Here is a 14,903-nt window from a genome sequence, read left to right as displayed (position 1 = left end):
ATCCAGGCATTTGGCACTGGGATTTCGTTCCACGCCGATATAGTCCGGTTGTCTCCCACCGCCGATCACGGCGGGTCAGCGTGCTCCGTCTCGCGGGCACCTTCAGCACCCGGAGCTGCTTCCATGCACCCCATGTTCACGCGCGTCGTCGCGTCCGCGGCCGCCGTCGCGTTCCTGGCCACACCGGGAACCGCGGCCGCGGTCGTGCCCGACGACGACCCCGGGCAGGGCACTGCCCGCACCTTCCGCAGCGGCGATCCGGCCGCGTCCCACGGCGATCTCCGGCCGACGACAGGGGCGCTGCCCGGAGCCGTGCGGCGGCCCGAGGACAAGATCACCACCGCGGCACGCAAGAACTTCACGGCGCGCGGGAACACGAGCTTCTGGCTGCGGTTCGGGGAGGCGCCCGACCTGTCCGCCGCCTACGAGATCAGCGACTGGGCCGAGCGCGGCCGGTACGTCACCGAGACGTTGCAGGCCGCGGCACGCGAGTCGCAGGCCGCGGCGGTCGCCGACCTGGAGCGGGCGGGGGTCTCGTACGAGACGTACTGGGCGTCGAACGCGATCCTCGTGGAGAACGGGTCTCTCGACCTCGCGACGGAGCTCGCGGCGAACGCCGAGGTGACGCAGGTGCGCCCGACGGTCCGGTACGCGCTGCCGGAGCCGGCCGAGGTGACCGCCGAGGAGCAGGCGGTCGTCGCCGCGGCGCCGACGTCCGGCATCGCCGCGATCAACGCCGACGACGTCTGGGCGCTCGGCGCCACGGGCGGCGGCATCGTGGTGTCGAACATCGACACCGGCGTGAGCCGGGCGAACCCGAGCGTCGCCGCGGCGTACCGCGGGGCGTCGTCGGGTCACGACTACAACTGGTACGACGCCGCCGGGACGGGGGACGGTGCTCCCTCCGACGACAACGGGCACGGCACGCACACCGTCGGGACGATGATCGGCGGCGTCGGTACGTCGGCGTCCAGCGGCAACGAGTACGCCTTCGGCGTCGCCCCGGACGCGGAGTGGATCGCGGCGAACGGCTGCGCGGACCTGTGCCTCGACACCGCCCTCGTCCGGTCCGGCCAATGGATCCTCGCGCCGACCCGGTGGGACGGCTCCGGCGCCGACCCGGCGAAGCGCCCGCACGTCGTGAACAACTCCTGGGGCGAGGCGCTCTCGACGGACCCGTTCATGGCGGACGTCGTCGCGGCCTGGGAGGCCGCGGGCATCTTCGCCGCCTTCGCCAACGGGAACGAGGGCGAGCACGGCTGCGAGAGCTCGGGCGCCCCCGGTTCCCAGGCGGCCTCGTACTCGGTGGGCGCGCTCCGCGCGAGCGGTACCGTCGCCGACTTCTCCTCGCGGGGCCCGGGTCAGAGCGGCTCCGTGAAGCCGGACATCACCGCGCCGGGCGTCGGCGTGCTCTCGGCGGTCCCGGGGAGCACGCAGCTGGAGCAGCTGTCCGGCACGTCCATGGCCGCCCCGCACGTGGCGGGTGCCGTGGCCCTGCTGTGGAGCGCCTTCCCCGCGCTGGTCGGCGACGTCCCGGCGACGCGCGCGATCCTGGACGGCTCGGCGGTCGACGTCGGCGGCACCGCCGCCCTCGCCTGCGGCGGCACGGCGGACGACAACAACGTCTACGGCGAGGGCCGGCTCGACGTGCTGGCCGCGTACGAGCTCGCGCAGTCGATGGAGTTCGACGCCACGCAGGACCCGTCGGTGACGGGCACGGCCAAGGTCGGCGAGACGCTCACCGCGGTGGCCGACGGCGCCGCCTGGTCGCCGGCGGCGAGCCTGGACTACCAGTGGCGCCGGGACGGGACGATGATCTCCGGCGCGACGAACACCACATACCAGGTGCAGCCCGCGGACGCCGGGGCGGAGATCACGGTGACCGTGCTCGGCACGGCCGAGGGACGCCTGCCCACCGCCCGGACCAGCGCACCCACGGCGCCCGTGGCGAACGCGACGATGAGTGGCGGCGGCTGGATCAGCGGGACCGTGCGCGTGGGCAACACGCTCCGGGCGAAGGCCGGGACCGCCTGGCCGTCGGGCACGCAGTTCACCTACCAGTGGAAGGCCGACGGCACGGCGATCTCCGGCGCCACCGGTTTCACCTACAAGCCCACGGCGTCGAAGCGCGGCGCGAACCTCACGGTGACGCTCACCGCGAAGCGCAAGGGCTACGACACCGTGACCAAGACGGTCGGCGGCAAGACGGTGGCCTCCGGTGTCTTCTCGACGTCGACCCCGCGGATCCAGGGGACGCCGGCCGTGGGCATGACGGTCAAGGCGATCGCCGCCCAGTGGACGCCGGGGCGCACCCGGACGACCTACCAGTGGAAGGTGAACGGGACCAAGATCAAGGGTGCGACCAGCGCCTCGTACAAGGTTCCGGCCAAGTACAAGGGCAAGACCCTCACCGTCACGGTCAAGGGCTACCGCACGGGCTACAAGAGCTCGTGGCGGACGAGCAAGGGGCTGAAGGTCGGCAAGGCGTTCTCCACCACGTCCCGGCCGGGCATGTCCGGCCGGCTCGAGGTCGGCGGGAAGCTGACCGCGAAGCCGGGCACCTGGAAGCCGAGCCCGTCGGGCCTCTCCTACCAGTGGTACGCCGACGGGCGGCCGATCCCGGACGCGACCGGGAAGACCCTCAGGATCAAGGGCCCGCAGTACAAGAAGCGCATCACGGTCCAGGTGACCGCCCGTCGTTCGGGATACGCGACGACGCCGCGCCTCAGCGGGCGGACCCCTGAGGTTGCCGCCTCGAGCATCACCATCCCCGAGGGCGGCTGGACCGGCGTCTCGGCGGGCACCTACACGGCCAAGGCGGGCTCGTCGACGTGCGTCTGGGAACGGTGGGCGTCCGAGACGAACCGGCTCGGCGCGGACTACGGCTCCGGCTGGCGTGTCGCCACGGTGAAGTCCACCGACTGGGCCTTCTGGTCCGAGGGCTGCGGCACCTGGACGAAGTACTACCCGGGAATGACGAAGGCCCGGTACACCACGTGGAAGGACGGCGTCTTCGTCCTCGGCGACCAGCTGGAGCGCGGCACGTACGTGACGTCCGGCCCGGGCTCCGAGGGCGTGTGCCACTACGCGATCCTCTCGGAGACGACGGGCAGCCGCAGTGGTGCCCACGTCATCGCGTCGGGGCGTGCGGCCGAGCCGATGACCCTGACGATCCCGTCGGGCGCGCGCGCCTTCGAGACGGCCGGCTGCAGCTGGCGGCGCGTGAGCTGACCCCGGAGGCCACGACGCTCCGCCGGGGCGGGGGATTCCACCGGGGTCCTCTGCCCCGGCGGTTCGTCGTTCGGGGGAAGATGGGGTGATGCGAGTCGATGTGTGGTTGTGGGCCGTCCGGTTGTTCAAGAGCCGCTCCGTGTCGGCCGCCGCATGCCGGGCCGGGCGGGTGCGGATCAACGGGAAACCCGCCAAGCCGGCGTCGCAGGTCGCCGTCGGTGATCGCGTGACCTGGCGCGACGCGCTGCGCGGGCGTGACGTCGAGGTCGTGGAGCTCGTGCCGAAGCGCGTCGGTGCGCCCCTGGCCGTGAAGGCCTACCTGGACCACAGCGAGCCGCTCCCGACGCGCGTCGAGCGCGAGGCGGTGGGCGTGCGCGACCGTGGCACGGGCCGCCCCACCAAGCGCGAGCGCCGCGAGATCGACCGCCTGCGCGGCCGCCGCCGGTGATCCCGCCTCGGGTAGCGTGACGGTCATGCCCGCCCCCACGCCGCCGTCGGACACCTCCGACCGCACCTCCGATCCCCTCGCGGAGCGTATCGCCGCCCTGCTGGAGCGCCACCCCGTCTGGGACGGCCACAACGATCTGGCATGGGAGGCGCGCGAGCAGGTCGGCTACGACTGGACCGCGCTCGACATCGGCGCCGGGACGGCCGGGCGCACCCACACCGACATCCCGCGGCTGCGGGCCGGGGGAGTCGGCGCGCAGTTCTGGTCGGTGTACGCACCGTCGGACCTGCCCGGCAGCGCGGCGGTCACCGCGACGCTCGAGCAGATCGACGCCGTGCGGCGGATGGTGGAGACCTGGCCGGACACCTTCGCGCTCGCCCTGACCGCCGACGACGTCGAGAAGGCGTGGGCCGCCGGCCGCATCGCCTCGCTCCTGGGTGCCGAGGGCGGCCAGTCCATCGATTCGTCGCTCGGCACGCTGCGCATGCTGTACCGCCTCGGCGTGCGGTACCTGACCCTGACGCACAACCACAACAACCCGTGGGCCGACTCCGCCACCGGCGAGCCGTCCGGGCACGGCGGCCTGAGCGAGTTCGGGGTCGAGGTCGTGCGCGAGATGAACCGGCTCGGGATGCTCGTCGACCTGTCGCACGTCTCGGCGGCCACGATGGGCGTCGCGCTGGACGTCACCGAGGCGCCGGTCATGTTCTCCCACAGCTCGGCCCGCGCCGTCTGCGACGTGCCCAGGAACGTGCCCGACGACGTGCTGGCGCGGCTCGGCGGCAACGGCGGACTGTGCATGGTGACGTTCGTGCCGGGCTTCGTGACCCCGGAGATCGGAGCGTGGCGTGCCGAGGCCGCAGAGGCGGCGCGCGCTCGCGGCGTCGACCCCGCGAGCTACACCGGGTTCAGCGCGTTCAGCAAGGAATGGGAGGCGGATCACCCGATCCCGCACACGACGTTGGACGACGTCGTCGACCACGTCGAGCACGTGCGCGACGTCGCGGGGATCGACCATGTGGGCCTGGGCGGCGACTACGACGGCGCGAGCGGGTTCGCTCCCGGCCTCGAGGACGTGTCCGGCTACCCGAACCTGCTCGCCGCGCTCGCCCGGCGCGGCTGGTCCGACACCGACCTGGCGAAGCTGACCAGCGGCAACATGCTTCGCGTCCTGCGTGAGGCGGAGCGCGTGGCCGGGCGGCTCGCGGCGGAGCGAGCGCCGAGCACGGCCCGGCTCGGCAACGCCTGACGGTGCTTTCCGGAGCCGCCGGGCTCAGCCCGGCGGGGCGGCCCGGGACCGGTCGAGTCGGTCAGGATCCCAGCTCGACGACTTTCCTCTGGAACCCGAGCGCGACCTTCTGCAGGGACTCCAGCGGGGTGTCGCCGTTGCGCTCGCTGATCTGCCCGAGCATCGAACCGGACGCCGCGAGCAGGGCGACCATCACGTCGCGCGCCTCACCGCGGGTGGTGAGGGCCTCGTCGAGAAGGTCCTGGACCAGCGGCGAGCGCAGTCCGTCCTCCTCAGGGTCCAGGAGGGCCGTGAGGAGAGCGATCGACAACGAACTGCCCTGGACGCTTGCCATGTGAACCCCCTGGTGACAGCAGTTGTGTGGATGCCCGACCCGACGCGCCCCCTGCGCGCGTCCGACCGTGGCACTTGTGTATCGCACCTCGTGGCGCCGCGCCTGCCGACGGTGACATTCGTTGCCTTGAAGGACTGCTCGCGCAAGATTTTCGCCATGTCGGCGGACGGATCGCCGTGCGGGTGAAATCCGTCCATTTCACCCGAGGGCCGCGCAATCTGGCTTGACCCGGACGAGCGAGGGCGGCGAGTCTTCATGCCGACCGCCCCGCCGATTCGCGCCGGGGCGGCACGAGCGTGAGGACGGGTGGGCAACCGCAGATGGGCCAGGGCACCAGGAATTCCGCTTCCGCGGCGGCGAAGGCGGTGGCCCGCGTGGTGGCCGCCGTCGTCGTGTGCGGGACAGCCGTCGTCGTACCGGCGGCGCCACCTGCCACGGCCGTGGGGGCGGCGGACGCGACGGCGCCGCTCGCCGCGCCGCCGCCGTCGGCCGGCGTTGCGGTGCGAGGTGCGGTGGCCGGCCCGGAGCCCGCGCCGCCCGCCGCACCGCGGACCGCCGCACCGCAGACCGCTGTGGCGGGCGCCAGGATGCCCGCCCTGATCGCCGACGGGCTGGCCGAGTCGTCGCACAGCCGCTACGTGTACGACGGCGGCAGCCGGACCGTGAAGGCGACGGTCCGCACGACCATCCGGAACGTCAAGCCCGACCAGGGCCTCATGTACTACTTCTGGAACTCCTACGGGATCCCGGTCCCGAAGGGGGCCCGGAACGTCCGGGCGACCAGCGCCGGCCAGTCGTTGCCCGTGCGCTTCGAGCCCACGGAGGACGAGTTCACGACCTGGGCGACCACCTCGTTCTCGAACCTCCGGTACGGGCAGAGCCGCACCATCGACTGGAGCTACACGATCCCCGGCGACCCGATCCGGTCGAAGGGTTACACCCGCGTCGGCAAGGGGTACGCGACCTTCGCGACCCAGGCCATCGGCGACCCGGGCTCGGTGAGCGTCGAGGTCGTGGCGCCCGAGGCGATGGAGTTCACCAACCTGGCGGGCGAGTTCACCGAGGAGCGGTCGGACGGCAGGAGGACCTGGTCCACGAGCTCGGTGACGGACGAGTACGGCATCTGGTCGCCCGTCTCGCTGCGCAACCCGGACCAGGCCGACACGACACGCGTCGAGGTCGGTGGCGAGGAGCTCACGCTGCTCAGCTTCCCGGGCGACACCAAGTGGACGACGTTCGTCAAGAAGCGGCTCACCGACGGCCTGCCCGTGGTGGAGGAGATCGTGGGCCAGGACTGGCCGGGCGGCCTGAAGGAGATCCGGGAGGACGTCTCGCCAGAGGTGGTCGGGTTCGCCTGGTACGACGACCAGCAGGAGGAGATCGTCATCGGGGAGGACCTCGACGAGCAGCTCTTCTACCACGAGCTGACGCACACCTGGGTGAACGGCGAGACCCTCGAGGGCCGCTGGCTCATCGAGGGCCTCACCGAGGCCATCGCGCGTCGTGTCGTGGAGCGGACCGGCGGGAAGGTCGAGCGGCCCGACGTCGCCCGCGACGCTGACGGCGCGCTGGCGCTGAACACCTGGACGAACCTCACGCGCGACTTCAGGGACGTCGACTACGCGGTCGAGGACTACGCCTACGCGGCGGCTCCGGCAACGTTCGAGAAGCTCGTGGCGGACCTCGACGACGAGGAGTTCACCGAGCTCGTCTCCGCCCTGCTGGAAGGGGAGTCCGCCTACGAGCAGCCCGGCGACAAGCACGTCTGGGGCAAGCCCGACTGGCGTCGCCTGCTCGACCTCCTGGAGGACCGCGCCGGCGTCGAGGACGCCCAGAAGACGTTCGCGACCTGGGTCCTCACCGACAAGGAGAAGAAGCAGCTGCCCAAGCGGGCGAAGGAGCGCGAGCAGTACTTCGCCCTCGACGAGGCCGACGGCGAGTGGGAGCCCCCGCAGGGCGTGCGCATCCGGATGACGTCGTGGGAGTTCGGCCGCGCCGCCGAGGCGCGCAAGGCGATCGGCGACACCCCCGAGGCCGCCCGCCGCATCCAGGAGGCCGCCGCGGCAGCGGGATTCCCCGCCCCCTCCGACGCGCGGGAGGAGTACGAGGAGGCCTCCACCGGCCTCGACTACGCCGACCTCGTCGAGACGATGCCCCGCGTCGCCGACGTGACCGAACAGGTGAGCGACGCCGTCCAGAGGGTGCGCGCGGAGCGTGACCCGGTCACGGAGCTCGCCGAGTCGCTGTTGTTCGCCGGCGACGCGGCCGACGGCGCCGTGCGGGACCTCGACGCGGGCCGCCTCGACGAGGCGGCCGCGGGAGCCGAGCAGACCGTGCGGCTCGTGGATCTCGCCCGGTGGGTCGGCATCCTCCTGGTGGTGCTCGTGCTCGGCGCGGGCCTGCTCACGATCTGGCTGGTGATCCGTGCACGACGGCGCCGGGCGCGCCGGGCGCTCGCGCAGGACACGCCGGAACGGTCCGCGCACCCCGGGTCGGGGGCCGTAGGCGTACCGGCGCCGACGGGTCCGTATGCGGAGGACCCAGGGGCAGGCGCGGGTTCAGGAGCGGGGTCCGGGACAGGGGTGGGGTCCGGCGGTTCCGGGCCTGCGGAGTCCGGGGCCGCTGGGTCCGCGGCCGCGAAGCCGCTGCCGTCCCGCTCCGGGGTGCGGCTTCCTCCGCCGCTGCTGCCACCGCCCACGGGCCCCTGGGACCCGGACCCGGAACCCGCTACGACGGAGGCCGCCGAGACAGAGGCCGCCGAGAGGGAGACCGCGGAGAGGGAGACCGCGGAGAGGGAGACCGCGGAGAGGGAGACCGCGGAGGACGGCATCGAGCGGTCCGGGTGACGACCGGGGCGTCGTGACCGCGGGGAATACCGACCACGGGCCTGAAGTTGAGCCATACAGACTCAACTTCGGGCCCGTCGGCTTGCCAGAGGGTGGTCGGGGACCTAAGTTGAGTGCAGCAGACTCAACCCGTGCGACGACGGCCGCCCCGGTCGCCGTCGGCCCTGCGAAGGAGAAAGACATGTCCCGATCCGTCGGTATCGACCTGGGCACCACCAACTCGGTGGTCGCCGTCCTGGAGGGCGGCGAGCCCACCGTCATCGCGAACGCGGAGGGCTCGCGCACGACGCCGTCCGTCGTCGCCTTCTCCAAGACCGGTGAGGTCCTGGTGGGCGAGGTCGCGAAGCGTCAGGCCGTCACCAACGTCGACCGCACCATCTCGTCGGTCAAGCGCCACATGGGCACGGACTGGTCGCAGGACATCGACGAGAAGACGTACACCGCGCAGGAGATCTCCGCCCGCATCCTGGGCAAGCTCAAGCGCGACGCGGAGGAGTACCTCGGCGAGCCGGTCACCGAGGCCGTCATCACCGTCCCGGCGTACTTCAACGACGCCGAGCGCCAGGCCACGAAGGACGCCGGCCAGATCGCGGGCCTCAAGGTGCAGCGCATCGTCAACGAGCCGACCGCGGCCGCCCTCGCCTACGGCCTGGACAAGGGCAAGGAGGACGAGCTGATCCTCGTCTTCGACCTGGGCGGCGGCACGTTCGACGTCTCCCTGCTCGAGGTCGGCAAGGACGAGGACGACTTCTCCACCATCCAGGTGCGCGCCACCTCCGGTGACAACCGCCTGGGCGGCGACGACTGGGACCAGCGCATCGTCGAGCACCTGATCAAGCAGGTGAAGAACTCCGAGGGCGTCGACCTGTCCAAGGACAAGATCGCCCTGCAGCGCCTCCGTGAGGCCGCCGAGCAGGCGAAGAAGGAGCTCTCGTCCGCGACGAGCACGAACATCTCGATGCAGTACCTGTCGATGAGCGAGAACGGCCCCATCCACCTGGACGAGAAGCTCACGCGGGCGCAGTTCCAGCAGATGACGCAGGACCTCATCGACCGCACCAAGCAGCCGTTCCACGCCGTGATCCGCGACGCGGGCATCTCGGTGTCGGACATCGACCACGTCGTGCTCGTGGGCGGTTCCACCCGCATGCCGGCCGTGACCGAGGTCGTCAAGGAGCTCACTGGCGGCAAGGAGCCCAACAAGGGCGTGAACCCGGACGAGGTCGTGGCCGTCGGCGCCGCGCTGCAGGCCGGCGTCATCTCGGGCGACCGCAAGGACGTCCTGCTCATCGACGTGACCCCGCTGTCGCTCGGCATCGAAACCAAGGGCGGTGTCATGACGCGCCTCATCGAGCGCAACACCGCGATCCCGACCAAGCGCAGCGAGGTCTTCTCCACGGCGGACGACAACCAGCCGTCCGTGGCGATCCAGGTGTTCCAGGGCGAGCGCGAGTTCACCCGCGACAACAAGCCGCTGGGCGTCTTCGAGCTGACCGGCATCGCCCCGGCCCCGCGCGGCGTGCCGCAGATCGAGGTCACGTTCGACATCGACGCGAACGGCATCGTGCACGTGTCCGCGAAGGACCGCGGCACCGGCATGGAGCAGTCCATGAAGATCACCGGCGGCTCGGCCCTCCCCAAGGAGGACATCGACCGCATGGTCAAGGACGCCGAGGCGCACGCCGAGGAGGACAAGAAGCGTCGCGAGGAGGCGGACACGCGCAACCAGGCCGAGGCCTTCGCGTACTCCATGGAGAAGCAGGTCGCGGACAACCGCGACAAGCTTCCGGCCGACGTGGTCTCCGAGGTGGAGGCCGACATCGCCGGGGTGAAGACCGCCCTGGAGGGCGAGGACGCCGAGGCGGTGAAGTCCGCCTACGAGAAGCTGGGCGCGTCCTCCCAGAAGATCGGCCAGGCGCTGTACTCCGCGGCCGAGTCCGAGGGCGGCCAGCCGGGCGCCGACGGCGCCCCGGCGGGTGGCGAGCCGAAGCCGGCGGCCGACGACGACGTCGTCGACGCCGAGATCGTGGACGACGAGGGCGACAAGAAGTGACCGAGCAGACGCCGCAGGCCTCACCCGAGCCCGAGGGCTCGGGCGGGCGCCCGTTCGAGTTCACCGACAAGCGCAGGATCGACCCCGAGGCCGGCACGCCGCGCGAGCCCGGTGCCGCTGCGGCGGGTGCCTCCGCCGGCAGCGGGCCCTCCGACGACGGAGCCGCCGGGAACGAACCCGCAGAGAACGAACCCGCCGAGAACCACCCCGGTGGGAACGAGCCCGGTGGGAACGAGCCCGACGCCACCGACCCGCTGGAGGCGCTCGACTTCGAGCCGTCCGGCGAGGCCGAGGAGGACGCCGCGGTGCTCGCCGCCAAGGCGGAGGCGGCGCAGCACCTCGACGCGCTCCAGCGGGAGCGTGCGAGCTTCACGAACTACCGCAACCGTGCCCTGCGCGACCAGGAGATCGCGCGGGAGCGGGGCGTGCAGGACGTGCTGGCCGCGCTGCTCCCGGTGCTCGACGACGTCGAGCGGGCGAAGCAGCACGGCGAGCTGAGCGGCCCGATGGCCGCCATCGCGGAGAAGCTGGACCAGTCCCTCGCCAAGTTCGGGGTCGAGCGCTTCGGCCAGGTGGGTGAGGAGTTCGACCCGCAGGTGCACGACGCACTCATGCACAACACCGACGCCGAGGCCACCAGCACCACGGTGAACCTCGTCGTCGAGCCCGGGTACCGGATCGGCGAGAAGGTCGTGCGCGCGGCGCGCGTCGGCGTCGTCGGCCCCGAGTGACTCCCAGGTGGTGGGGCCGGCCCGGCCCCACCACCGCCCGACCACCGCAGACGGAGGTGCCGTGACCGGTCAGGACTGGATGGAGAAGGACTTCTACGCCGAGCTCGGCGTCCCCAAGGACGCCGACGACGCGGCGATCAAGAAGGCCTACCGGAAACTGGCCCGGACGTACCATCCGGACCAGAACAAGGGCGACGAGCAGGCAGAGGCCAGGTTCAAGGCGATCGGTGAGGCGTACGCGGTGCTCTCGGATCCCGAGCAGCGCCGTCAGTACGACGCGATCCGCGCCATGGCCGGTGGCGCCCGCTTCTCGGCCGGTCCCGGCGGTGGCGGGGCGAACGGCTTCGAGGACATCCTCGGGGCGATGTTCGGCGGTGGCGGCGCGGGTCCGCGCGTACGCTACTCGCGCACCGGGCCCGGCGCCGGACAGGGTGCCGCCGGTTTCGAGGACATCCTGGGCGGCATGTTCGGCGGTGCCGGCGCGCCGGCCGGGTTCCGCGCGCCGGAGCGCGGTGCGGACGTGCAGGCGGCGACCACGCTGCCGTTCCGCACCGCCCTGGAGGGCGCCACGGTCGACCTGACGGTCGACGGCCGCACGCTCACGGCGAGGATCCCCGCCGGGGTCAACGACGGCCAGAAGATCCGGCTCCGGGGTAAGGGCCGGCCGGGCACCGGCGGCGGCGAGGCCGGTGACCTCCTGATCACCGTGCACGTCACCGAGCACCCGGTGTTCCGGCTCGACGGCGCGAACGTGCGTCTCACGCTGCCCGTGACCTTCCCGGAGGCGACCTTGGGCGCCACGGTGGAGGTCCCGACGCCGTCGGGCGAGACGGTGAAGCTGAAGCTGCCCGCCGGGACGCCGTCGGGCAAGGTGCTGCGGGCCAAGGGCCGCGGCGCGCACACCGCGCGCGGCACGGGTGACCTGCTCGTGACCGTCCAGGTGGTCGTCCCGCAGAAGCTGAGCAAGACCGCCCGGGAAGCGCTGGACGCGTTCGCGGCGGCGAGCGACGGCACCGATCCGCGCGCGGACCTGACGGAACGGGCGAAGGGGTAGGGAGAACGCGTGGCCGACGACGCGCCCATGTTCACCGTCTCCCAGGCGGCCGAGCTCTCGGGCATGCACCCGCAGACCCTGCGGCAGTACGACCGGCTGGGGCTGGTCGTGCCGCGGCGCACGCGCGGGCGGGGCCGCCGCTACTCGTTGCGCGACGTCGCCCGGCTACGACAGGTCCAGGAACTCGCCCAGGGGGAGGGCATCAACCTCGCGGGCATCAAGCGCATCCTCGATCTCGAGGCTCACGTGTCGATGCTGGAGGAGCGACTCGAGGACGCGCTCGTGCAGCTGCAGCAGACCGGACGGGTTTTCGCCGCCGGAACGAGCGGTGACGTGGTGGTGGTGCCTCGCGGGCGCCGCGTGCGGCGCGGTGAGATCCACGTCGAGGAGACGGTGGTGGAGCGGTCCGAGGGCGTCCGACGTGCGCGGACGTCCGGCGCGCTGGTGCTCTGGCGGCCGCACCGCGGCGACCGCGGCTGAGCCCTGACGGCATCCGCCCGGGATTTTCCTGATGCAATTGTTTCCTAAATAATATTAGCCGCCACGGAGTTCCGGACAATGTTCAGGTAAGCCTTTCCTGGCTATCCGATCCAGAGATTCTGGAATATGTTTGTCGGGTTACCACGGAACGCCCGGGAACCGCCCTGGCGTGCCGTCCGCACCGGGGAGACAAGCATGAGCACGTTGATGGAGATGCCCGAGGTCGCCGAATGCTCGGTGGAGGGCTGCGGCTACAACCACGACCACGGCTGCCACGCCGGTGCCGTCACCATCGCCGGACATTCCGGCGACGCGGAGTGTGCGACGTTCATCCCGCTGAGCACCAAGGGCGGCCTGGAGAAGGTCATCGCCCACGTGGGTGCCTGCCAGCGCGCGGAGTGCCTGCACAACGAGCACCTGGAGTGCACCGCCGGCTCGATCCGCGTCGGTGCGGGCCCCGAGGACCCGAGCCACGCGGACTGCCTCACCTTCGAGACGCGCTGAACTCGCTTCGCCGAGTCCGCGTGCCCGCCCCGCCGAGTCCGCCCCGCCCGGTCCGCGCGGGGTGGACTCGGCGGTTCAGCGTCGCATCGTCACCGGCTCAGGTGCGTCAGCAGCATGATCGCCGCCTCGTGGGTGTCGGGCAGCCGTTCCAGCCAGACCCGCGTGGGACGCCGCACCTCGGCGGTCAGCCCCAGCACCTCGGCGTTGTGCTCGACGACGCGGCGGAGCGCCTGCCCCATGTCCGCTGTCGCCCTCCCGCGCTCGCACAGCACAGCGTAGGTGGCGTCCGTGAGCGCCGCCATCGGATGTCCCTCGCCGAAGACCTGGTGCAGGGTGCGCCCGATCGCCGCGGACCGCGCGAGGCGCTGCCAGGTGTCGAGATCGTCGAGGCCGACGTCGAGCAGGAGCAGACAGTGTGTCGTGGTGACCCGGGTCCCGTCGCGTTGTGCGGCGCCGTAGGTCTCGCGCAGGCGCTCGGCGAGGTATTCGCCGGTGGGCAGGCCGGTCGCCGGGTCGTGCGCCGTCACCCGGAGGGGCACGCGCTCGTGTTCCGCGACCCAGCCGACGGCGACGGCGCGCAGGACGTGCGGGGGGATCGGCAGCGCGGCGACCGTGTAGAGCACGGTGACGTCGTCGAGCGTCTCGGCGATCCCGGCGCCGACGGCGGCGCGGGCAGCACCGAGCCGCTCGGCCGGTCCTCCGACCGGCCGGCCCTCCGCCACCGCTTCCACGAGAGCCTCGACCGCCGGGTGGTACCAGTCCCCGGGACGGATCCACACCGTGGCCAGGCTTTCGTCGCGCCAGCGTTCACGCAGGCCGCGGACAGGATTCCGCGCCTTCTGCTGCGACTCGCTCATGTTTGTTGGACCCCCACGGGGATACATCATGACGCATATTCCGGCCGGTGAGACCACCCCCGGGCCGATTTCATCCGTGGTTTCACCCTCCCCCCTTCCGGTTCAATGGGCCTATAGTCTGATCCGTCAAGTGTGTTCAGGGGCCGACGGCAGACCACACCGGGCGAGCACGAGACTGAGGGCGGCGAGGTTGGCAACGTGACGCAAGTGGATCGCGGCGCAGGAGAGGCGCCGAGCGATGCCGAGTTGATCCTCCAGGTCAGGTCAGGTGACCGGGAGGCGTTCGGCACGCTCTACACGCGTCACGCAGCGGCCGCCCGGGCCCTGGCCCGGCAGTACGTGAAGCCCGGCGACGCCGAGGACGTCGTCGCCGACGCCTTCTCGAAGCTGTACGAGATGCTCCGCCGCGGCGCGGGCCCGGACAGCGGGTTCCGCACCTACCTCTACACCGTGGTGCGGCATCGCGCGTACGACGTCTCCCGCGGGGCCAGCCGCATGCGCCCTGCCGAGGACGCGGAGATCGAGGCCGCACTCGGCAGGGTCGCCTCGTCCGAGGACCCCGCCCTCCAGGGCTTCGAGCGCTCCGTGGTCTCGCGCGCGTACTTCGGCCTGCCGGAGCGCTGGCGGGAGGTGCTCTGGTACTGCCTGGTCGACGACCTCAAGCCCGCACAGGTCGCCCCCGTGCTGGGCCTCACGCCGAACGGCGTGTCCGCGCTCCTGTACCGGGCCAAGGACGCCCTGCGCGACGGCTACCTGCAGCAGCACCTCACCCACGCGCCGTCGGACACCTGCCGCGCGGTGAATCCCCACCTCGGCGGGTACGTCCGCGACAGCCTGTCCCGCCGCGAGAAGGCCCGGATCGAGGGCCACCTGTCCACGTGCGGCACGTGCAGCGCGCTCGTCCTGGAACTGGCCGACGTCGCGCACGGGATGAAGTGCGTCGTCGCACCGCTCGTGCTCGGCGCGGCCGGCCTGGCGCTCGTGGGATCCGCCATTCCCGTGGGCGCGAGCCTGGCGACCGCCGTCAAGGCGGCGTCGGCGGGTGGCTTCACGGGCACCTCGGCGGGCGGTGTCGGCAGCGCCGCGGGAGGCACCGGCATGGGCGTCGGGGCGAGC

12 protein-coding genes are annotated in these 14,903 nt (G+C 72.1%); 10 read left to right on the top strand and 2 right to left on the bottom strand.

The window, feature by feature from the left end:
- The first annotated feature begins 132 nt into the window (after nucleotides 1-132).
- From IIE03_RS09205 to IIE03_RS09195, 3 genes are all read left to right on the top strand, one after another.
- Nucleotides 133-3,231: a S8 family serine peptidase gene (locus tag IIE03_RS09205; protein ID WP_192862461.1), complete on the top strand. Its 3,099-nt coding sequence runs from the start codon at nucleotides 133-135 to the stop codon at nucleotides 3,229-3,231.
- An 88-nt stretch (nucleotides 3,232-3,319) separates the two neighbouring features.
- Complete coding sequence (locus IIE03_RS09200; protein WP_192862460.1) at nucleotides 3,320-3,679, top strand: RNA-binding S4 domain-containing protein; 360 nt, start codon at nucleotides 3,320-3,322, stop codon at nucleotides 3,677-3,679.
- A 25-nt stretch (nucleotides 3,680-3,704) separates the two neighbouring features.
- The gene (locus IIE03_RS09195; protein ID WP_192862459.1) at nucleotides 3,705-4,928 is read left to right on the top strand and encodes a dipeptidase; all 1,224 of its coding nucleotides are present in this window, start codon (nucleotides 3,705-3,707) and stop codon (nucleotides 4,926-4,928) included.
- A 61-nt stretch (nucleotides 4,929-4,989) separates the two neighbouring features.
- On the opposite strand, the gene IIE03_RS09190 is transcribed toward IIE03_RS09195, so the two are convergent.
- Entirely contained in the window at nucleotides 4,990-5,262 is a 273-nt protein-coding gene (locus IIE03_RS09190; RefSeq protein WP_192862458.1) for a hypothetical protein, read from the bottom strand.
- Nucleotides 5,263-5,627: 365 nt separating this feature from the next.
- Here IIE03_RS09190 and IIE03_RS09185 point away from each other — a divergent pair, with 365 nt between their 5' ends.
- The 6 genes from IIE03_RS09185 (at nucleotide 5,628) to IIE03_RS09160 (ending at nucleotide 12,930) form a co-directional block, all read left to right on the top strand.
- Nucleotides 5,628-8,108: a hypothetical protein gene (locus IIE03_RS09185; protein ID WP_193107584.1), complete on the top strand. Its 2,481-nt coding sequence runs from the start codon at nucleotides 5,628-5,630 to the stop codon at nucleotides 8,106-8,108.
- A 181-nt stretch (nucleotides 8,109-8,289) separates the two neighbouring features.
- A complete protein-coding gene (gene dnaK / locus IIE03_RS09180; protein WP_192862456.1) occupies nucleotides 8,290-10,161 on the top strand; it encodes a molecular chaperone DnaK in 1,872 nt (623 codons plus the stop codon).
- Nucleotides 10,158-10,892, top strand: a complete 735-nt coding sequence (gene grpE / locus IIE03_RS26695) for a nucleotide exchange factor GrpE (protein ID WP_192862455.1) — start codon at nucleotides 10,158-10,160, stop codon at nucleotides 10,890-10,892. The genes dnaK and grpE overlap by 4 nt, the downstream gene beginning before the upstream one ends.
- Nucleotides 10,893-10,953: 61 nt before the next feature.
- The gene (locus tag IIE03_RS09170; RefSeq protein ID WP_192862454.1) at nucleotides 10,954-11,946 is read left to right on the top strand and encodes a DnaJ C-terminal domain-containing protein; all 993 of its coding nucleotides are present in this window, start codon (nucleotides 10,954-10,956) and stop codon (nucleotides 11,944-11,946) included.
- 27 nt (nucleotides 11,947-11,973) lie between these two features.
- Entirely contained in the window at nucleotides 11,974-12,426 is a 453-nt protein-coding gene (locus IIE03_RS09165) for a heat shock protein transcriptional repressor HspR (RefSeq protein ID WP_192862480.1), read from the top strand.
- Between the two features lie 195 nt (nucleotides 12,427-12,621).
- The gene (locus tag IIE03_RS09160; protein WP_192862453.1) at nucleotides 12,622-12,930 is read left to right on the top strand and encodes a DUF1540 domain-containing protein; all 309 of its coding nucleotides are present in this window, start codon (nucleotides 12,622-12,624) and stop codon (nucleotides 12,928-12,930) included.
- 89 nt (nucleotides 12,931-13,019) lie between these two features.
- On the opposite strand, the gene IIE03_RS09155 is transcribed toward IIE03_RS09160, so the two are convergent.
- The gene (locus IIE03_RS09155) at nucleotides 13,020-13,787 is read right to left on the bottom strand and encodes a hypothetical protein (RefSeq protein WP_192862452.1); all 768 of its coding nucleotides are present in this window, start codon (nucleotides 13,785-13,787) and stop codon (nucleotides 13,020-13,022) included.
- A 198-nt stretch (nucleotides 13,788-13,985) separates the two neighbouring features.
- Here IIE03_RS09155 and IIE03_RS09150 point away from each other — a divergent pair.
- Nucleotides 13,986-14,903, top strand: a 918-nt coding sequence (locus tag IIE03_RS09150; protein WP_192862451.1) for a sigma-70 family RNA polymerase sigma factor, incomplete at its 3' end; no start/stop codon positions are given.

The organism is Myceligenerans pegani (assembly GCF_014892515.1).
GTDB lineage: Bacteria > Actinomycetota > Actinomycetes > Actinomycetales > Cellulomonadaceae > Myceligenerans > Myceligenerans pegani.
The sequence above is the reverse complement of the archived record's forward strand: the minus strand, read 5'-3'. Positions and strand labels throughout refer to the sequence as shown.

Excerpts from the sequence above, each read along its gene's own strand:
- IIE03_RS09165 (WP_192862480.1), top strand. The coding sequence starts at position 11,974 with ATGTTCACCGTCTCCCAGGCGGCCGAGCTCTCGGGCATGCACCCGCAG.
- IIE03_RS09205 (WP_192862461.1), top strand. The coding sequence starts at position 133 with ATGTTCACGCGCGTCGTCGCGTCCGCGGCCGCCGTCGCGTTCCTGGCC.
- dnaK (WP_192862456.1), top strand. The coding sequence starts at position 8,290 with ATGTCCCGATCCGTCGGTATCGACCTGGGCACCACCAACTCGGTGGTC.
- IIE03_RS09155 (WP_192862452.1), bottom strand. The coding sequence starts at position 13,787 with ATGAGCGAGTCGCAGCAGAAGGCGCGGAATCCTGTCCGCGGCCTGCGT.
- IIE03_RS09190 (WP_192862458.1), bottom strand. The coding sequence starts at position 5,262 with ATGGCAAGCGTCCAGGGCAGTTCGTTGTCGATCGCTCTCCTCACGGCC.
- IIE03_RS09160 (WP_192862453.1), top strand. The coding sequence starts at position 12,622 with ATGAGCACGTTGATGGAGATGCCCGAGGTCGCCGAATGCTCGGTGGAG.
- IIE03_RS09195 (WP_192862459.1), top strand. The coding sequence starts at position 3,705 with ATGCCCGCCCCCACGCCGCCGTCGGACACCTCCGACCGCACCTCCGAT.
- IIE03_RS09200 (WP_192862460.1), top strand. The coding sequence starts at position 3,320 with ATGCGAGTCGATGTGTGGTTGTGGGCCGTCCGGTTGTTCAAGAGCCGC.